Consider the following 19,620-nt stretch of genomic DNA (forward strand, 5'->3'; position numbering starts at 1 on the left):
CAACGCCGCTACAAACTTCTAACAATCTTGCGGCGCACGCCCGGCTCGCATGCCCCCAGGCGCCGCTCGCCACAACAACAGTCGCCAACCGAGGAACCGAATGCAGACAGCACTGAACACCCCCGCCACGCCCCGCCCCTCGTCCTTCACCCAAGCCGGCGCCAGCAAGCGCGATGTCGCCGGCCCGCTGTCGGCGGATGCGCTCGCGCATTACCAGATCATCCGCCGCAACGGCGCGGTGGTCTCGTTCGAGCCCAACAAGATCGCCATCGCGATGATGAAAGCCTTCCTGGCCGTGCATGGAACCCAGGGCGCGGCTTCCGCCAGCGTGCGCGAGACGGTCGAAGGATTGACCCAGGCCGTGGTGCGCGCGATGGTGCGTTCACGTCCGGGCGGCGGCACCTTCCACATCGAAGACGTGCAGGACCAGGTCGAGCTCGGCCTGATGCGCGGCGGCCACCATGAAGTCGCCCGCGCTTACGTGCTCTACCGCGAGCGCCGCACGCGCGAGCGCGCCAGCCAGAACGAGCCGGCAGCAGCAGCCGTCGTGCCCACCCTGCATGTGCTGGACCGCGGCGAACGCGTCGCGCTCGACATCAACGAACTCAAGGGCCTGATCGAATCGGCCTGCGAGGGCTTGGGCGCCACCATCACGGCCGCGCCGATCCAGGCCGAGACGATGCGTAACCTCTACGACGGCGTGCCGCTCGACGAGGTCTACAAGGCTTCCATCCTGGCGGCCCGCACGCTGATCGAGAAGGACCCCGACTACACCTTCGCCACCGCCCGCCTGCTGCTGCACACGATCTTCCGCGAGATCCTGGGCCGCGAAGTGGCGCCGGCCGAACGCGCCACCGCCTACGCCGACTACTTCCCGCACTTCATCAAGAAGGGCGTCGAGAACGAACTGCTCGACGAGAAGCTGCTGCAGTACGACCTGGTCAAGCTCGGCGGCGCACTCAAGGCCGAACGCGACCTGAAGTTCGACTACCTCGGCCTGCAGACGCTGTACGACCGCTACTTCCTGCACGTGCGCAAGGCGCGCATCGAACTGCCGCAAGCCTTCTTCATGCGCGTGGCCATGGGCCTGGCGCTCAACGAGATCGACCGCGAAGCTCGCGCCATCGAGTTCTACGAAGTGATGTCCTCCTTCGACTTCATGTCGAGCACGCCCACGCTGTTCAACAGTGGCACGCTGCGCTCGCAACTGTCGAGCTGCTACCTCACGACCGTGCCCGACGACCTTGACGGCATCTACGAGTCGATCAAGGAAAACGCGTTGCTGTCGAAGTTCGCCGGCGGCCTGGGCAACGACTGGACCCGCGTTCGCGCACTCGGCAGCCACATCAAGGGCACCAACGGCGAATCGCAAGGCGTCGTGCCTTTCCTCAAGGTCGTCAACGACACCGCCGTCGCGGTGAACCAGGGCGGCAAGCGCAAGGGCGCCGTCTGCACGTACCTCGAAACCTGGCACCTCGACATCGAGGAGTTCCTGGAACTGCGCAAGAACACCGGCGACGACCGCCGCCGCACGCACGACATGAACACGGCCAACTGGATCCCCGACCTGTTCATGCGCCGCGTGATGGAAAAGGGCAACTGGACGCTGTTCTCGCCCTCCAACGTGCCCGACCTGCACGACCTGTTCGGGGCTGAATTCGAAAAGGCCTACGTCGCCTACGAAGAGAAGGCCGCGCGCGGCGACATCAAGCCCTCGCGCACCATCCCGGCCACCGACCTGTGGCGCAAGATGCTGACGATGCTGTTCGAGACCGGCCATCCCTGGATCACGTTCAAGGACGCCTGCAACGTGCGCTCGCCGCAGCAACACGCCGGCGTCGTGCATTCGTCCAATCTCTGCACCGAGATCACGCTCAACACCAGCGACACCGAAACCGCCGTGTGCAACCTCGGCTCGGTCAACCTGCTGCAGCACTTGAAGGCGGCACCCGCCGGCTCGACCGGCGGCTCGGTCCTTGACCAGGCCAAGCTCAAGCGCACGATCTCGACCGCGATGCGCATGCTCGACAACGTGATCGACATCAACTACTACGCCGTGAAGAAGGCGCGCGACTCCAACATGCGCCACCGTCCGGTGGGCCTGGGCCTGATGGGATTCCAGGACGCGCTGTACGAACTTCGCATTCCCTATGCATCGCAAGAAGCCGTGCAGTTCGCCGACGAGTCGATGGAAGCCATCTGCTACCACGCCTACTGGGCCTCGACCGAACTGGCCAAGGAACGCGGCAAGTACTCGAGCTACAAGGGCTCGCTGTGGGACAAGGGCATCCTGCCGATCGACACGCTCGACCTGCTCGAGAAGGCACGTGGCGGCTATGTCGAAGTGGACCGCTCGGCCACGCTCGACTGGGACGCACTGCGCCAGAAGATCAAGGCCGACGGCATGCGCAACTCCAACTGCGTGGCCATCGCACCGACCGCGACCATCTCCAACATCATCGGCGTCGATGCCTCGATCGAACCCTGCTTCGGCAACCTGTCGGTCAAGTCGAACCTGTCCGGTGAATTCACCGTCATCAACCACTACCTGGTGCAAGACCTCAAGCGCCTGGGCCTGTGGGACGACGTGATGGTGATGGACCTCAAGCACTTCGACGGTTCGCTGCGTCCGATCGACCGCGTGCCGCAAGACATCAAGGCGCTCTATGCGACCGCCTTCGAGGTCGAGACCACGTGGTTGGTCGAGGCTGCATCGCGTCGCCAGAAGTGGATCGACCAGGCGCAGTCGCTCAACATCTACATGGCCGGCGCCTCGGGCAAGAAGCTCGACGACACGTACAAGCTCGCATGGCTGCGCGGTCTCAAGACCACGTACTACCTGCGCACGCAGAGCGCCACGCATGCCGAGAAATCGACGGTGCAATCGGGCCGCCTGAACGCCGTGTCATCGGGTGGCGATGCCACGCCGAAGATGAGCGCACTCGAAGCCGCGGCACTCGCAGCGCAAGCGCAGATGAATGCGATCCCTGCCACCGACATCGCGTTCTGCGGTGTCGATGACCCGACATGCGAAGCGTGTCAGTAATCGTTGTGTGAAACGCGCGGCATCGACTCACAAAAGTCGATGCTCGCGAGCAACATAAGAACAAGATAATTGAAGCGCGATGCGAACGAGCACTTTGCATATCACATCGTTGCTCACATAATTTGAGCACTGGATTTTTCTATGTTGACCTGGGACGAAGAAGTCAAGCCCTCCTCATCGAAGGACATGCAACAAGGTTTGCAGCACTCCACGAATCACGGCGCACCAACCGGCCGCTCGATGGAAGTCCCGACTCCGCAAATTCCCCAAGCCGCTGTCCACACCGCGACGGCATCACGCAAGCTTGATGACGGCGCAAGCATTCCGGCACGCATGACAGCAGCAACTGTTGCCACCCCGGTGCCCGCCGCCCGCCGCGTTCGTGCCGCAGACAAGCGCATCATCAACGGCCAGACCGACGTCAACCAGCTGGTGCCCTTCAAGTACAAGTGGGCCTGGGAAAAGTACCTCGCCACCTGTGCCAACCACTGGATGCCGCAAGAGGTGAACATGACGCGCGACATCGCGTTGTGGAAGGACCCGAACGGCCTCACCGAAGACGAGCGCCGCATCGTCAAGCGCAACCTCGGCTTCTTCGTGACCGCCGACTCGCTGGCCGCCAACAACATCGTGCTGGGCACCTATCGTCACATCACAGCACCCGAGTGCCGCCAGTTCCTGCTGCGCCAGGCCTTTGAAGAAGCGATCCACACGCACGCCTACCAGTACATCGTCGAGTCGTTGGGCCTGGACGAAAGCGAGATCTTCAACGCGTACAACGAAGTACCGTCGATCCGCGAGAAGGACCAGTTCCTGATCCCCTTCATCGAGGCCATCAGCGACCCGCACTTCCACACCGGCACGCACGAGACCGACCAGACGCTGCTCAAGTCGCTGATCGTCTTCGCCTGCCTCATGGAAGGCCTGTTCTTCTACGTCGGCTTCACGCAGATCCTCGCGCTCGGTCGCCAGAACAAGATGACCGGTGCTGCCGAGCAGTACCAGTACATCCTGCGCGACGAGTCGATGCACTGCAACTTCGGCATCGACCTGATCAACCAGTTGAAGCTCGAGAACCCCGGCCTCTGGACCGCAGAGTTCAAGGCCGAGATCAAGGCCCTGTTCCTCAAGGCCGTCGAACTCGAATACCGCTACGCCGAAGACACCATGCCCCGCGGCGTGCTCGGCATGAACGCATCCATGTTCAAGGGCTACCTGCGCTACATCGCCAATCGGCGTGCACAGCAAATTGGCCTTGAGACACTCTTCCCGAACGAAGAGAATCCGTTCCCGTGGATGAGCGAAATGATCGACCTGAAGAAAGAGCGAAATTTCTTTGAAACCCGCGTGATCGAATACCAGTCGGGTGGTGCTCTTTCCTGGGATTGAGACGTTCACAGAACAACAATGCATTCAAGAATTGCCATCGGCGCACATCGCACCAGAGAGTGCGGCGACTGACAGGCGACGGTGTTCATGGTGCTGGAGCTTGATATCCAACACCATGAATCGCTTCACGTTCACAAGCGGACGCGGAGTGCTTCAAGAGGTTGATTTTTCAACTTGATCAAGGAGAAAGAAATGGCAACTGCAAAGAAAGCGCCGGCCAAGAAGGCCGCTGCGAAGAAGGCTCCGGCGAAGAAGGTCGCGGCCAAGAAGGCACCGGCAAAGAAGGTCGCGGCCAAGAAGGTCGTCGCGAAGAAGGCACCGGCAAAGAAGGTCGTCGCGAAGAAGGCGGCCCCGGCGAAGAAGGCCGCTGCCAAGAAGGCACCTGCGAAGAAGGCCGCCGCGAAGAAGGCGCCGGCGAAGAAGGCCGCTGCCAAGAAGGCACCTGCAAAGAAGGCTGCGGCCAAGAAAGCCGCGAAGAAGCCTGCCGCCAAGAAGGCTGCGAAAGCACCCGCCAAGGCCGCCGTCGCCCCTGCCCCTTCGGCACAGACGACGCTGAATCCTCAAGCTGCCTGGCCGTTCCCGACGGCCAGCAAGCCCTGAGTCATTCAGAGGCCCTGATCGGCGAAGCCCGGCATCGCGAGGTGTCGGGCTTTTCTATTTCTCTCGTGCTTGAGACGACTTTGCAATCAAGCGCGGTACGACGCGGAGCGCCATAGGTAGTTCGGCAGTTCGGCAGTGCGGCAGTGCTGTCGCATGACAAGCCCATCCAACGCCGCTGCGCGCTTGAAGGCAATGTCGCATGAGATAGTCGTGCATGAAAAAACCGGGAGGGCCCTCGCACTGCAGCACCCATGGCCCCGCACTGCTGGCGATGCTGTGCCGCTCCCGGCAGGGAGGGACGCCGCCGGTCAGAGGCCGAGCTGCTGGCGGTCCACCGTGTAGTTCTGCGGGCCGCGCTGCGCAACCTTGAGCGCGCCGATCTGGTTGCCCAGCACCGCGCACTTGGCCAGCGGCCAACCCTGCTCCAGGCCGAACAGGAGCGCGCCACGCCATGCATCGCCGCAGCCCGTGGGATCCACCACGACCGCCGGCTTGACCGCCGGGACATGCGACATGACCCCATCGATCCAGACCTCGCATCCATCGGCGCCCAGCGTGACGACCAGACCTTGCACGCGGCGCGAAATGTCCGCACTGCTCCACCCAGTGCGCTCGCTCAGCATCTTGCCTTCGTAGTCATTCACCGTGACCCAGTCGGCTTGTTCGATGAAGTGCGACAGTTCGTCGCCATTGAACATCGGCAAGCCTTGCCCCGGATCGAAGACGAAGGGAATGCCGGCGACCTTGAACTGCTCGGCATGCTGCAGCATCCCGTCGCGCCCATCGGGCGAGATGATGCCGATCTTCAGGTCCGGGCGTGCCGCGATGTGCGTGATGTGCGCCTGCTGCATGGCGCCTGGATGGAAGGCCGTGATCTGGTTGTTGTCGCGGTCGGTCATGATCATCGCCTGCGCCGTGTAGGCATCGTCAACGGCGCGGATGAACTCGGTGCCGACGCCCAATTCATCGAGCCGCGCGACATAGGCGGCGCCATCGCTTCCCACCGTCGCCATCGGCAGTGCCTTGCCGCCGAGCGCATTGAGGCTGTACGCGATGTTGCCGGCGCAGCCGCCGAAGTCGCGCCGCAGGCCGGGCACGAGAAAGGACACGTTCAGGATGTGCAACTGATCGGGGAGGATCTGGTCGGCGAACCGTCCCTCGAAATTCATGATCGTGTCGAACGCGAGGGAACCGCAAATCACTGCTGCCATGTAGGAGCCCCAAGGTGTTGGAAGGGTTGGAACGACAAGCGCGATGCGCTCAGATCAGAAGCTGGGGCTTTTCGAGGGTGCCCGTGCAGTGCGCCAAAGGGTATCCGCTTCAGGCGCAAGGCACAGCCATGGTTCGGGCCATGGCGAGCATTTGCAATGACGAGCAGAGGCCTTTTGGCGCGATGAGCAGGCATGATGGAAAGACGCTCAGCCTCTCAAGGATAGAAGGCCAGCACCCGGTAGCCGGCAACCGGCGACAGCCCGGCAGCGTCGGGGCGGGTGAGCGCAAGCGGCAATGATGCGGCGTGCTCCGCCTTGGCGCCGAGCACCGCGGGCGCGCCGAAGTCGGCCGGCATCAGCACGCGCCGCAACGTGGTGCGCTCCTGCGTGTCGAGCAATGACAGTTCGACCGCCGGCATGGCCAGCGGCATCGTCGCGCTGTTGCGGAGGGTGAAGTCGAGGCGATAGCCGTCGCCGGTCTTGTCTTGGGCAAATGAGGCACCGTCGATGGTGATCGCGCTGATCTGTCGGAGCGGCGATATCTGGCAGGCCATGAGCTTGCACAGCACTTCAAGCGCAGGCCGCAGCGAAGGCTCGCGCGCGACCAGCGCATCGCGTTCGTGGCGCGCCCATTGCAGCGGGAGCGCGGCGACAAGGAGGATCAGCGCGACGCTGACAAAGCGACCCGACCCGCGCTCGCTTCGGGCCGCCGCGGGCGTTCGCGCGAACGGCGGCAGGGCCGCTGCCGGATCGCAAGGCGCTTCGATGATGCTGGCGGAGGTCACCATGGGCGAGGAAAGCGGCACCTCTTCCAAGGGGGTTGCCGTTGCGGCTGCCCGACGCGCGCGGGCATTGCGCACGGCGTCGATCCGAGCCTGTCGCAAGGCCTTTTGCAGCTGCGCATTGCTGGATTGACCGACGAAGGCCGAGAAGTCGTCCAAGGCCTCGATGGAACGGGTGAGCGAGTGCTGCGCCAATGCGTGCACGGGCTCGATCGGCGGCGCGGCAGTCGGCGGATCAGCGGTCGGCAGCGCGGAGATCGGCTCGGGCCATGGTGGATCGGAGATCAGGTCCAGTGACGGCCACTCCGGGTGCGGCGCGAGCGCTGCAGCATCGGGGGACTTGGGCCCCGGAACTTGCTCTTGCTCTTGCTCTTGCTCTTGCTCTTGCTCTTGCTCTGGCTCTTGCTCTTGCTCTTGCTCTTGCTCTTGCTCTTGCTCTGGCTCTGGCTCTGGCTCTGGCTCTGGCTCTGGCTCTGTACCAGAGTCGCGGTCTGGCTCCAGACTTGATTCGACCCTGGCTTCCAAACTCTTCTGCGCCAGTTCCATACGCGCGAACTGCAACTCCAGCCCCTTGATCGGAAGGTCGATCTCCAGCGGTTCGTCATGCGCTTCAATCGCCGCTGGTGCCGCAACTTCCCCGGCCGCGGCTGGCTGTGAGCTGACCGCATCCGGCGCGTCGCGCAGGTCGAGGGTCGCATCGAACACCTGGCTGCAGCGACCGCATCGCACCCATCCATCCGATATTCGAAGCTGGTCGCGAACCACTTTGAAGGTGGTTTCACAGGAAGGACAGCGGGTGACAAGACTCATTGGGCGGGCATTGTAGGTGGCAGGCCCGTCAGACAGGGGCAAGGCGCCAAGGCCAGTTCAACACCGCTCCTGGCCTGCTGCACAGTGGAGCAGGCACTAGACGGTGGCGGTCATCAGGATCCAGCCGTCCTCGCTGTCACTGACCTGCAAGCGCGCATACGGCGCGTAGGCTTCCTTCAACTCCTCGGCCTGGCGCTCCAGAATACCGGCCAGCACCAGCGAGCCACCGGGCGCGATATGACTGCACAGCAGGGGGGCCAAGAGCTTGAGCGGTGTCGCCAGGATATTGGCCAGCACGGTCTGGTAGCGTCCTTCAGCCGTGTCGGGAAGGCCCGCATTCAACTGAACGGCGTTGGCCTCGGCATTGAGGCGCGTCGATTCAACGGCGGATTCGTCGATGTCGACCGCGTCGATGCGCGCCGCGCCGAACTTGGCTGCGCCAATCGCGAGGATGCCGGAACCGCAGCCATAGTCCAGCACACGCTGGCCAGCGAGACCGTGGACCGCGATCCAGCGCAGGCACATGCGCGTGGTCGGATGCGTACCCGTGCCGAAGGCCAGACCCGGGTCGAGGCGGATCACTTGCTTCGCTTGCGCGGGCGGCTCATGCCAGGTCGGCACGATCCAGAATGTGGGCGTGATCTCGACCGGCGCGAATTGCGATTGCGTCAGTCGCACCCAGTCTTGCTCCGGCACGTCCGCCACGCCGAGGATGCTGCAACCTTCGAAGAAGTCCTGCAGTTCCAGCACGGCGGCAGCCTCCCGCGCCGCCGCCTCGTTGAGGAACAGCGCAATCACGCGCGAGCGCAGCCAACCGTCTTTCGGCGGCGGCATACCCGGTTCGCCAAACAGCGCCTGCTCCGCATCGGTCTGCGCGTCTGCGTCCTCGACGGAAACGCTCAGCGCATCCAGCGCGTCCAGCGCATCGCTGACGTTCTCGACGCCGTCTTCCGGAACCAGCAACCGAAGTTCAAACACTGGCCGGGCCGCTCAGCGCTTGTGCGTTGCCAACCACTCTTCGAGATAGTGGATGTTGGTTCCGCCTGCCATGAACTTGGCGTCCACCATCAGTTCGCGGTGCAGCGGGATGTTGGTCTGGATGCCCTCGACCACCGTCTCGTTCAGGGCGGTACGTACCCGTGCCATGGCCTGCTCACGTGTGTCGCCGTAGCAGATGATCTTGCCAATCATCGAGTCATAGTTGGGCGGCACGAAGTAGTTGGTGTAGACGTGCGAATCGACGCGCACCCCAGGACCGCCGGGCGGATGCCACATCGTGATGCGACCGGGCGAAGGGGTGAACTTCCACGCGTCCTCGGCGTTGATGCGGCACTCGATCGCATGACCGCGCATTTCGATCTGGCGCTGTGTGAAGGGGAGCTTTTCCCCGGCCGCGACCATGATCTGCGTCTTGACGATGTCGATGCCGGTGGTGAATTCGGTCACCGGATGCTCGACCTGCACCCGCGTGTTCATCTCGATGAAATAGAACTCGCCATCTTCATAAAGGAACTCGAAGGTGCCGGCGCCTCGGTAGCCGATCTTCTTGCAGGCGGCGGCGCAACGCTCGCCGATCTTCTCGATCAACTTGCGCGGAATGCCAGGCGCGGGCGACTCCTCGATCACTTTCTGGTGGCGGCGCTGCATCGAGCAGTCGCGTTCGCCAAGGTACACCGCATTCTTGAACTTGTCGGCAAGAACCTGGATTTCGATGTGGCGCGGGTTCTGGAGGAACTTCTCCATGTAGACGGCCGCGTTGTTGAACGCCGCGCCGGCCTCCGCCTTGGTCATCTGGATCGCGTTGACCAGCGCCGCCTCGGTATGGACCACGCGCATGCCGCGCCCGCCCCCACCGCCGGCCGCCTTGATGATGACCGGGTAGCCGATCGCCCGCGCAATGCGCTTGTTGGTGGCGGCGTCGTCCGAAAGTTCACCCTCGGAGCCGGGCACGCAAGGCACGCCGGCCTTGATCATGGCCTGCTTGGCCGAGACCTTGTCGCCCATCGTGCGGATGTTCTCGGGCGTGGGTCCGATGAACTGGAAGCCACTCTGCTCGACACGCTCGGCAAAGTTGGCGTTCTCGCTCAGGAAGCCGTAGCCCGGGTGGATCGCCTCGGCATCCGTCACCTCGGCCGCCGAGATGATGGCCGGCATGTTGAGGTAGCTCTGCGACGACGGCGCCGGACCGATGCAAACCGCTTCCTGGGCCAGCTTGACGTACTTGGCTTCGCGGTCGGCTTCCGAATAGACCATCACGGCCTTGATGCCCATCTCGCTGCAGGCGCGCTGAATCCGCAGGGCGATTTCGCCGCGATTGGCGACCAGGATCTTCTTAAACATGGCTGACCTCGCGGCTGCATCGCCCGCACGCTGCGCGTGCAACGGCAATTTGCCGGCCTTCGGCCGTCCGCGCCGAGGCGCGAACGCCGCGATTGGCGACCAGGATCTTCTTGAACATGATTACTCGATGATGAACAGCGGTTGGCCGTACTCGACGGCCTGGCCGTTCTCGCCGAGGATCTGCGTGATCGTGCCGGACTTGTCGGCCTCGATCTCGTTGAGGATCTTCATGGCCTCGATGATGCAGATCGTTTCGCCTTCCTTGACCTGGCTGCCAACCTCGACGAACGCCGGGGCGCCGGGGCTCGACGAACGGTAGAAGGTGCCCACCATCGGAGACTTGACCGTGTGACCCGTCGGCGCCGAGGTCGGTACGGCGGCCGGTGCGGACGTTTCCACAGCTTGGGTGGGCGGCGGCGCGGAAGCGGCCTGCTGGGGAGCCGCAAGCGCCTGCACGTATTGCATCGGCGCCGACGTGCCAGCCTTGACGATACGAACCTTGCCTTCGGCTTCGGTGATCTCAAGTTCGGAAATATTGGATTCAGACACGAGATCGATCAGTGTCTTTAGTTTGCGAAGATCCATGGGCCTCCAAGCGCCAGCTGTGCTGGTCATAGGTATCAACTCGCCTGAAAATCGGCGATTATTAGCTTTTTAGTGCCAAATGCCGCGTTCTAGGCCGGATTCTAGCCGCGAACCAGCGCCTGCCGCCAAGCATCGAGATCGGCTGGCTCGAGTTTTCCCATCTTACGTGCCACCACCGCACCCTCGGCATTGACGACCATTGTGAACGGAAGACCACCGCCCGTGTTGCCAAGTTCGCGCAGGAGCTCCGTACCCTCCAGCCCGGCCAGGCCGATCGGGAACGAAACCGGCGTGCGGGCCAGGAACTTCCGCACCGCACTGGGTTGATCGATGGCCAAGCCGATCACTTGCCAGCCGTTTGCAGCTTGATCGCGAAAGAAACGATCAACCATTGGTAACTCTTCGACGCAGGGCGGACACCATGTTGCCCAGAAATTGATCAGCACCGGTTTGCCGCGCAATGTCGCGAAATCCACTTCCCCACCCTCCGGGCGCTCGAAACGCCGGGTCCAGAACGTCGCATCCACCGGGACGCTTGTGCCTGACGCACCGGCACGCTCTTTCCACCAGGCACCGCCGGCGCCGGCCGCTGCGGCCACCACCGCCACGCCACCGATGATCCATCGACGACGGACCGGATTCGCACTGTCGCTCATTCCCTGCTCGCTCTTTCTTGTTCGATGAGGCGGCGCAACGCTGTCAGATCACCACGCGGCGCTCGCCCTTGCGCGTCGGGCTTGAGCGCGCCGCGCAAATCATCCAGGTCGTAGACCAGCAGATGGACGCCGATTTCTTCGCCGAGCGCGCGACTGAGTGCATGCACGCTCAAGGCCTCGACCTGCTCGCCATGGAAGCCAGTGACCATGCGCGGCTCGTAGTCGACATGGTGGTCGATCAGCGAAATCTCGGCGGACTTGGAATCGTCGCAAAAAAGCTGGATGTAGATATCGGACAACCGGGTTGCAGTACCGTGCCACACCGCGCCACCCACATGCGGCCTGAAGGGGGCCATCCGCTCCATCCACAGGAGGGCCAGTTCGCGCAGCGCACGCAACTCGCCGGGCTGGGTGTCGGCACAGTAAAGGGCGATGTAGTCGCGAACTTCAGCCTCGACCTCGTCGTTGTTGGGCAATGCGGTGCGATTCGGGAGTCCGAGGTCGCGCAGCGCGCGGCGCTTCGCGGGCCCGTATTCGAGCCCCTCCTCGACCACGAGACGCGCTGCGGCGGCGGCGATTTCACGCTTGGACATGTCCATCACGGCATTCTGCCCGGAAGGCGGCATCGCAGGAGTGCCCCTTCGACGCATCCCTAGAATCAACCGATGCACATTCACATCCTCGGCATCTGCGGCACGTTCATGGGTGGCGTTGCAGCCCTCGCGCGCGAAGCCGGCCACAAGGTGACCGGCTGCGACGCCGGCGTTTATCCGCCGATGAGCGACCAGTTGCGCGCTCTGGGCATCGACCTGATCGAAGGCTTCGGCGCGGACCAGCTCTCGCTGCGGCCAGACATGTTCGTCGTCGGCAACGTGGTTTCCCGCGCGCGGCTGGACAACGGCGGCGCAAAGTTCCCGCTCATGGAAGCGATCCTCGATGCCGGCCTGCCCTACACCAGCGGTCCGCAGTGGCTGGCCGAGCACGTGCTGCAGGGCCGTCATGTGCTGGCCGTGGCCGGCACGCACGGCAAGACCACGACGACCTCGATGCTGGCCTGGGTGCTCGAAGCCACGGGGCGGTCGCCCGGATTCCTTGTCGGCGGCGTGCCGCTGAACTTTGGCGTGTCGGCGCGGCTCGGAGCGGGTGGGGCGGGCGCCAGGGCCCCCTTCGTGATCGAGGCAGACGAGTACGACACCGCTTTCTTCGACAAACGCAGCAAATTCGTCCACTACCGGCCGCGAACCGCGGTCCTCAACAACCTCGAGTTCGACCACGCCGACATCTTCGATGACCTGGCCGCCATCGAACGGCAGTTCCATCACCTGCTGCGCACCGTGCCGTCCACCGGCCGAGTCGTCGCCAATGCCACTGAGGAAAGCCTGGGACGCGTGCTGGCCCAGGGCTGCTGGAGCGAACTCGCGCGGTTTGGCACGGGCGGCGAATGGCAGGCCGTCGGCACGCACGACGCCTTTGACGTGCTGCGGCAAGGCCGGGTCGTCGGCCGCGTGGGATGGGCACTGTCGGGCCTGCACAACCAGATGAACGCCCTGGCAGCCATCGCAGCGGCCGACCACCTGGGCGTGCCGCCGGCCGAGTCCGCGGCGGCGCTGGCCTCGTTTTGGAACGTGCGGCGGCGCATGGAACTGCGGGGCACCGTCGGACGCGACGGCGGCGAGATCACCGTCTACGATGACTTCGCCCACCATCCGACCGCGATTCACACGACCATCGATGGCTTGCGGCGCCAACTCGACGCTCGGGGCCGCAGCGCCGACCGCATCCTGGCCGTGTTCGAGCCGCGCAGCAACACGATGAAGCTCGGCGCGATGGCCGCGCAATTGCCATGGAGCCTGGAGCACGCCGACCTCGCGTTCTGCCATACGGCCGGCCTCGGTTGGGATGCTGTTGCCGCGCTCGCGCCGATGGGTGAGCGGGCGCACACGGCTGGCGCCATCGCGTCCCTGGTCGACCAGGTCATCGCCGCCGCACGGCCGGGCGACCATGTCGTGTGCATGAGCAACGGCGGCTTCGGCGGCATCCATGAAAAGCTTCTGGATGCGCTGCAGCTTGCGAAAGCCGTGTCGTGCGCGCACAGCAGCTGATCGACGCGCTCGGGCTGCAGCCGCATCCCGAAGGTGGCTGGTACCGCGAAGTGTTCCGTTCGTCCGATCGCGTGTCACCAGCGGACGGCCGCGCGCCGCGCCATGCGCTGACCAGCATCTACTTCCTGCTCGAGGCGGGCCAGCACTCACGCTGGCACCGGGTGCTGTCGGATGAAGTGTGGGTGCATCTCGAAGGCGCCACGCTGGCCCTGTGGACCTGCGATTCGGCGCTCGGCACGGCACCGGTCTGCACGCACGTCGGGCCGGTCGATGACCACGGCAGGCGCCCGCAACACGTGGTGCGCGCAGGCGAGTGGCAGGCGGCCCGGCCACTGGCTGCGGACGGCACTTCCGCCTACAGCCTCGCCGCCTGCATGGTCGCGCCCGGCTTCGACTTCGCGGACTTCGCCTTGATGCCGCCGGAGAGCGCGGAGGCCGCCCGGCTTGCCCAGCATGGGCCGGAATTCACCGGCCTGATCTGAACTCCCGGACGTCGGTCAGCGGGGGATGACTTTGGTGGGCCTAGCGATCGTCAGCCTCGGCGCTGCTTGACAGCTTGCGACAGCGTTTCAAGCACCGACGCCGAATCGTCCCAGCCGATGCACGCATCGGTGATGCTCTTGCCGTATTCGAGACCGGCGATCTTGTCCTTGCCCGGCGTGAACTTCTGCGCGCCGGCATTCAGGTGGCTCTCGATCATCACGCCGAACACGCTCTTGCTGCCGCCGGTGATCTGCGCGGCGATGTCCTTTGCCACGTCGATCTGCTTCTGGTGCTGCTTGGAACTGTTGGCATGGCTGCAGTCGACCATCAGCGTGGGCGGCAGCTTGGCCGCTGCGAGATCCTTGCAGGCTTCGGCGACGCTGGCCGCGTCGTAGTTGGGCGCCTTGCCGCCACGCAGGATGACGTGGCAGTCCTTGTTGCCGTTGGTCTGCACGATCGCGACCTGGCCGTTCTTGTGCACCGAGAGGAAGTGATGCCCGCGCGCCGCTGCCTGGATCGCGTCGGTGGCGATGCGGATGTTGCCGTCGGTGCCGTTCTTGAAGCCGATCGGCGCCGACAGGCCCGAGGCCAGTTCGCGGTGCACCTGGCTTTCGGTGGTGCGCGCGCCGATGGCGCCCCAGGCGATCAGGTCGCCGATGTACTGCGGCGAGATCACGTCGAGGAATTCGCTGCCCGCCGGCAGGCCGAGGCGGTTGATGTCGATGAGCAACTGGCGCGCGATGCGCAGGCCTTCGTCGATGCGGAAGCTCTCGTCGAGGTACGGGTCGTTGATCAGGCCCTTCCAGCCGACGGTGGTACGGGGCTTCTCGAAGTAGACGCGCATGACGATTTCCAGAGAATCGGCGTACTTCTCTCGCTCGGCCTTGAGGCGGCGCGCGTAGTCGAGCGCTGCGGCCGGGTCGTGAATGGAGCACGGGCCCATGATGACCAGCAGCCGATCGTCCTTGCCGGCCATGATGTTGTGGATCGCGCGACGCGTGCCGGTGATCAGCTTCTCGACCGGCGTTCCGCGGATCGGGAAGAAGCGGATCAGATGTTCAGGAGGGGGCAACACGTTGATGTCCTTGATGCGTTCGTCGTCGGTCTGGCTGGTCTTTTCGACGTTGGCATACGGGGCGTTGGAAGAGGTCATCGTGTAGCTCCTGGTTTGAAATCGAATGGGCATAAAAAAACCGCCGGGGCGTGAGCGCCGGCGGTCTTTGGGGGGTGTGCGTTTGTTCTACGCGCTCGCCTCTGGGCCGCCGGACATCCGGAACCAAAAGTACGAAAAAAAGAAAGCTGCGCGCAAAGACATGGGTGGCGAATGTAGCACAAGAGTTGTTCGTGGGATACCGCGGATCTGGCTCTGCCAGGCCGCTGGTATCGCCCCCGGCGAGGGGGTTGGAGGAGCGACACGAAGTGCGTGCATCCTGGGGGTGAGCCAGTTCAGGCCGTACCGCCGACCGTGAGGCCATCGATGCGCAGCGTCGGTTGCCCCACGCCGACAGGCACGCTCTGCCCTTCCTTGCCGCAGGTGCCGACGCCCGAGTCCAGCGCCATGTCGTTGCCGATCATGGTCACGCGCGTGAGCGCATCCGGGCCGTTGCCGACGATGGTCGCGCCCTTGACCGGGTACTGGATCTTGCCGTTCTCCACCCAGTAGGCCTCGCTCGCCGAGAACACGAACTTGCCGCTGGTGATGTCGACCTGGCCGCCGCCGAAGTTGGTGGCGTAGAGGCCCTTCTTGATGCTGGCGACGATCTCCTTCGGGTCCTTGTCGCCGCCGAGCATGTAGGTGTTGGTCATGCGCGGCATCGGAACGTGGGCATAGCTTTCGCGGCGGCCGTTGCCGGTGGGCTTGACCTTCATGAGACGCGCATTGAGCGAGTCCTGGATGTAGCCCTTGAGGATGCCGTCCTCGATGAGCACGTTGCGCTGGCTGGCATTGCCCTCGTCGTCGACGTTGAGAGAGCCGCGGCGGTCGGCGATGGTGCCGTCGTCGAGCACCGTCACGCCCTTGGCCGCGACGCGCTGGCCGATGCGGCCGGAGAAGGCGCTCGAACCCTTGCGGTTGAAGTCGCCTTCGAGGCCGTGACCGATGGCTTCGTGCAGCAGGATGCCGGGCCAACCCGGGCCGAGGACCACGGTCATCTCGCCGGCGGGCGCGGGGCGAGATTCGAGGTTGACGAGCGCGGCGCTGACGGCCTGCTCGACGTATTCGGCGATGTGGGCGTCGTCGAAGTACGCGAGGCCGAAGCGACCGCCGCCGCCGCCGGAGCCCATTTCACGGCGACCATTCTGTTCGGCGATGACGGTGACGGAGAGGCGCACCAGCGGGCGAACGTCTGCAGCCAGCGTGCCATCCGCGCGAGCGACCAGTACGACGTCGTATTCGCTCGCGAGGCCGGCCATCACTTGCGACACGAGCGGATCCCGCGCCCGGGCCAGCTTTTCGACGCGGCCGAGCAGTTCGACCTTGGCGGTGCTGTCGAGCGTGGTGATCGGGTCGACGCCGTTGTACAGCGAGCGGCTCGACGCGATCTTGCGCGTCGGCGCCTTGATGCGGGCCGAGCGTCCCGCCGATGAAATCGAGCGGACCGTGCGCGCCGCATCCAGCAGCGAGGCCTCGGAAATGTCGTCCGAATAGGCAAACGCCGTCTTCTCGCCGCTGACCGCGCGAACGCCGACGCCCTGGTCGATGCTGAAGCTGCCCGTCTTGACGATGCCCTCTTCCAGGCTCCAGCCTTCGCTGCGCGTGTACTGGAAGTAGAGGTCGGCGTCGTCGACCTTGTGCGCCGCGATCTCGGCCAGCGCGCGCGCCAGATGGGACTCGTCGAGTCCGAAGGGCGTGAGCAGGAGGCTTTGCGCCGTGGCGAGGCGCTCGATGGTGGGTTCGCGGGAGATCATCGGGGGATTATTGCTCGCCCGGATGATCACCGTGGAGGTGTGGGGTCAGCGCACCGTGTCGGCGATGGCCTGGAAGGCGCGCATGTGCAGGCCGTGCAGCGGGCCGTTCCCCGCAGTGGGCGTCGAGCCGAGTCGCACGATCACCACCTCGGCCTTCGGATTCACGTGGATGTACTGGCCGTGGATGCCCGAGGCCTCGAAGGCGCCGTCGGCGTTGTGCAGGATCCACCACTGGTTGCGGTACGAGTAGCCCGGCCGCGCCGCCTGGTTGCCGGCCTTGAACTTCTCGCGGTCGCCGCCGGCGCGGATCATGTCGACGGCTGCTTTCGAGACCAGTTGCTGCCGGCTGAAAATGCCGCCGACCTGCCCGTCGTTGCGCAGCATCTCGCCGAAGCGGGCGAGGTCGCGCGCAGTGGCGTTGAAGCCGGAACCCATCGACTCGAAGCCGAGGCGGTCGATGTTGATCGACGCATCGTTCTCGGCGCCCATGCGCGTCCAGATGCGCTCGCTGAGGTTCTGCGAGAAGGGCTTGCCGGTGACGCGGTGCACCAGCCAACCGACGATCTCGGAATGCACGGTTTTGTACGAGAAGGCGGCGCCATGCTCGCCTTCCTTTTTCAGGGTCTTCAGAAAGGTGATGGTGTCGCGTGGGCCGGTCCAGGTCGGCGGTGTCGGAACCAGGCCGGAGGACATCGCGTACTGGATGACTTCGGAGGTCGGGTCGGCATAGTCCTCGCGGAACGTGACGCCGGCCGTCATGTCGAGCGTCTGCTGCACGGTGGCGTCGTCCCAGGCGGTGCCTGCCAGTTCGCGGATGTAGCTCGACACCTTCGCGTTCGGGTCGAGCTTGCCTTCGGCGATGAGTTGCGAGGCGAGCACGCCGGTGAGCGACTTGGTCACCGAGAACACCGCATGCGGCGTGTTCGGCGTCATGCCGCTCCAGTAGCGCTCCAGCACCACGCGGCCCTTGTGCAGCACGACGATGGCATCGGTGTAGCTGCGTTCGGCATAGGCGTCGATGTTGACCTTCTGGCCGCGGTCGTCGGTGAAAGTGAAGCCGGACCAGTCGCGCTCGGCGCGCGGCAGCTCGAAGGCCGCGCCCGAGCCGCGCCAGACGTTGCGGCTGGGCACGATCTCGCGCATGTGCTGCAAGGTCCAGCGGATCTGCGGGAACTGGCCGCCGTTCTGGAAGGTGACCTGCTTGTCGGCCGGCGGCGGCGAGCCCTGCATCCAGCCGAGCTTGACGGGGTCGCTGTCGATGGCCGAAAGCGGCGCGGGGGGTGTCTGGGCCATGCTGAATGCGGTGGCCGCAGCCAGTGCGATGCCCGCGCTGGCACGGGCGATGAGGAACGCCATGTCTTGTCTCCGTGGATTCGTTGTCGTGCGCACCGATTGAAGCCGGTGCCGGAGCCCGAGGCTATCGCGCCGGGGACATCAGGACTGCATGAGCCGCCGCGCCCGCGAGATCGACATCAGGATGCCCAGCGCCAGGCCCAGCGTGACCATCGCGGTGCCGCCATAGCTGATGAAGGGCAAGGGCACGCCCACCACCGGCAGGATGCCGCTCACCATGCCCATGTTCACGAAGGCATAGGTGAAGAAGATCATGGTCACCGAGCCGGCCAGCAGGCGCGAAAACAGCGTGGGCGCGTCCATCGCGATGGCCAGCCCGCGGAAGATCAGGAAGACGAAGGAAACGATCAGGAACACGTTGCCGACCAGGCCGAATTCCTCGGAATAGGCCGCGAAGATGAAGTCGGTGGTGCGCTCCGGCACGAACTCCAGGTGCGTCTGCGTGCCCTGCATGAAGCCCTTGCCGCCGATGCCGCCCGAGCCGATGGCGATCATCCCCTGGATGATGTGGAAGCCCTTGCCGAGCGGGTCCTTGGTCGGGTCGAGCAGCGTGCATATTCGCTGCTTCTGGTAGTCATGCAGCACGCGCCAGTCGAAGCCGTCGGCGCACAGCGCCGATTCGTAGCCGACGATCAGCCCCACCGCGATCAGGCCGATCAACACCGGCGGCACGATGAGCTTCCAGGACAGTCCCGCGAAGAAGATCACCGACATACCCGCCGCCAGAACCAGCAGCGCGGTGCCGAGGTCGGGCTGCTTCATGATCAGGCCGACCGGGATCCCCAGCAGCACGGTGGCCACGATGAAATCGAGCGGCCGCAACTGGCCTTCGCGGCGCTGGAACCACCAGGCCAGCATCAGCGGCATGGCGATCTTGAGGATTTCGCTCGGCTGGATGACCACACCCACGTTGATCCAGCGCCTCGCGCCCTTCTTGGTGATACCGAATACCGCCACGGCGATCAGCAGCGCGACGCCCACCGTGTAGAGCGGCACTGCAAACGACATGAGCCGCTGCGGCGGCACCTGGGCCACCACGAACATGATGAACGCCGCCAGGAGCATGTTGCGGGAGTGGTCCATGAAGCGCGACCCGTGGTCGAAGCCGGACGAATACATCGTCACCAGCCCGGCGCCGCCCAGCAGCAGCACGGCGAAGGCCAGGTAGCCATCAAAGCCCTGGAAGATGGGCGCGATGCGGCGCGCGAGAGAGGGTTGCTGGAAGACGGCCGACATGGGGCGCCGATTATCGCCCCGGCCACCTGCCAAATAGTCCGCAACGCAGCACGGGTTGCATCCCGCGCCTCCATCAATTTGCGAGCGGGTGCGTGACGGATGCCGCGCCACGGCGAAGCA

Annotated in this window: 17 protein-coding genes; 5 read left to right on the plus strand and 12 right to left on the minus strand. The window is 64.7% G+C overall.

What is annotated here, in order from left to right:
• The first annotated feature begins 100 nt into the window (after window positions 1–100).
• From WKW82_RS08740 to WKW82_RS08750, 3 genes are all read left to right on the plus strand, one after another.
• Window positions 101–3,046: a ribonucleoside-diphosphate reductase subunit alpha gene (locus WKW82_RS08740; protein WP_340341877.1), complete on the plus strand. Its 2,946-nt coding sequence runs from the start codon at window positions 101–103 to the stop codon at window positions 3,044–3,046.
• Window positions 3,047–3,187: 141 nt separating this feature from the next.
• On the plus strand, window positions 3,188–4,435 hold the full coding sequence (locus WKW82_RS08745; protein WP_340341878.1) for a ribonucleotide-diphosphate reductase subunit beta: 1,248 nt from the start codon (window positions 3,188–3,190) through the stop codon (window positions 4,433–4,435).
• Window positions 4,436–4,627: 192 nt separating this feature from the next.
• A complete protein-coding gene (locus tag WKW82_RS08750; RefSeq protein WP_340341879.1) occupies window positions 4,628–5,035 on the plus strand; it encodes a histone H1-like DNA-binding protein in 408 nt (135 codons plus the stop codon).
• Between the two features lie 308 nt (window positions 5,036–5,343).
• Here the strand turns inward: WKW82_RS08750 and WKW82_RS08755 are convergent, their stop codons facing one another.
• From WKW82_RS08755 to WKW82_RS08790, 8 genes are all read right to left on the minus strand, one after another.
• Window positions 5,344–6,246, minus strand: a complete 903-nt coding sequence (locus WKW82_RS08755; RefSeq protein WP_340341880.1) for a carbohydrate kinase family protein — start codon at window positions 6,244–6,246, stop codon at window positions 5,344–5,346.
• Window positions 6,247–6,461: 215 nt separating this feature from the next.
• Window positions 6,462–7,838, minus strand: a complete 1,377-nt coding sequence (locus WKW82_RS08760; protein ID WP_422823447.1) for a zinc-ribbon and DUF3426 domain-containing protein — start codon at window positions 7,836–7,838, stop codon at window positions 6,462–6,464.
• 96 nt (window positions 7,839–7,934) lie between these two features.
• The gene (gene prmA / locus WKW82_RS08765) at window positions 7,935–8,816 is read right to left on the minus strand and encodes a 50S ribosomal protein L11 methyltransferase (RefSeq protein WP_340341882.1); all 882 of its coding nucleotides are present in this window, start codon (window positions 8,814–8,816) and stop codon (window positions 7,935–7,937) included.
• A gap of 12 nt (window positions 8,817–8,828) precedes the next feature.
• Complete coding sequence (accC, locus tag WKW82_RS08770) at window positions 8,829–10,178, minus strand: acetyl-CoA carboxylase biotin carboxylase subunit (protein WP_340341883.1); 1,350 nt, start codon at window positions 10,176–10,178, stop codon at window positions 8,829–8,831.
• The gene (locus WKW82_RS08775; RefSeq protein ID WP_340341884.1) at window positions 10,171–10,296 is read right to left on the minus strand and encodes a hypothetical protein; all 126 of its coding nucleotides are present in this window, start codon (window positions 10,294–10,296) and stop codon (window positions 10,171–10,173) included. Before WKW82_RS08775 ends, accC begins: the two co-directional genes overlap by 8 nt.
• 2 nt (window positions 10,297–10,298) lie before the next feature.
• Entirely contained in the window at window positions 10,299–10,763 is a 465-nt protein-coding gene (accB, locus tag WKW82_RS08780) for an acetyl-CoA carboxylase biotin carboxyl carrier protein (RefSeq protein ID WP_340341885.1), read from the minus strand.
• Window positions 10,764–10,864: 101 nt separating this feature from the next.
• Window positions 10,865–11,419: a TlpA family protein disulfide reductase gene (locus tag WKW82_RS08785; protein ID WP_340341886.1), complete on the minus strand. Its 555-nt coding sequence runs from the start codon at window positions 11,417–11,419 to the stop codon at window positions 10,865–10,867.
• The gene (locus tag WKW82_RS08790) at window positions 11,416–12,018 is read right to left on the minus strand and encodes a hypothetical protein (protein ID WP_340341987.1); all 603 of its coding nucleotides are present in this window, start codon (window positions 12,016–12,018) and stop codon (window positions 11,416–11,418) included. The genes WKW82_RS08785 and WKW82_RS08790 overlap by 4 nt, the downstream gene beginning before the upstream one ends.
• Before the next feature lie 66 nt (window positions 12,019–12,084).
• Between WKW82_RS08790 and mpl the strand changes: the two genes are divergently transcribed.
• Window positions 12,085–13,521: a UDP-N-acetylmuramate:L-alanyl-gamma-D-glutamyl-meso-diaminopimelate ligase gene (gene mpl / locus WKW82_RS08795; protein WP_340341887.1), complete on the plus strand. Its 1,437-nt coding sequence runs from the start codon at window positions 12,085–12,087 to the stop codon at window positions 13,519–13,521.
• The gene (locus WKW82_RS08800) at window positions 13,503–14,003 is read left to right on the plus strand and encodes a cupin domain-containing protein (RefSeq protein WP_340341888.1); all 501 of its coding nucleotides are present in this window, start codon (window positions 13,503–13,505) and stop codon (window positions 14,001–14,003) included. The genes mpl and WKW82_RS08800 overlap by 19 nt, the downstream gene beginning before the upstream one ends.
• Before the next feature lie 50 nt (window positions 14,004–14,053).
• On the opposite strand, the gene WKW82_RS08805 is transcribed toward WKW82_RS08800, so the two are convergent.
• The 4 genes from WKW82_RS08805 to rodA form a co-directional block, all read right to left on the minus strand.
• Window positions 14,054–15,157, minus strand: a complete 1,104-nt coding sequence (locus WKW82_RS08805; RefSeq protein WP_340341889.1) for a 3-deoxy-7-phosphoheptulonate synthase — start codon at window positions 15,155–15,157, stop codon at window positions 14,054–14,056.
• Window positions 15,158–15,450: 293 nt separating this feature from the next.
• Window positions 15,451–16,911, minus strand: a complete 1,461-nt coding sequence (gene tldD / locus WKW82_RS08810; protein WP_340341890.1) for a metalloprotease TldD — start codon at window positions 16,909–16,911, stop codon at window positions 15,451–15,453.
• 45 nt (window positions 16,912–16,956) lie between these two features.
• The gene (locus WKW82_RS08815; protein WP_340341891.1) at window positions 16,957–18,267 is read right to left on the minus strand and encodes a serine hydrolase domain-containing protein; all 1,311 of its coding nucleotides are present in this window, start codon (window positions 18,265–18,267) and stop codon (window positions 16,957–16,959) included.
• 78 nt (window positions 18,268–18,345) lie between these two features.
• A complete protein-coding gene (gene rodA, locus WKW82_RS08820) occupies window positions 18,346–19,500 on the minus strand; it encodes a rod shape-determining protein RodA (RefSeq protein WP_340341892.1) in 1,155 nt (384 codons plus the stop codon).
• Window positions 19,501–19,620 lie beyond the last annotated feature (120 nt).

It is taken from the genome of Variovorax rhizosphaerae, from assembly GCF_037889975.1.
GTDB classification, from domain to species: Bacteria; Pseudomonadota; Gammaproteobacteria; order Burkholderiales; family Burkholderiaceae_C; genus Variovorax; species Variovorax rhizosphaerae.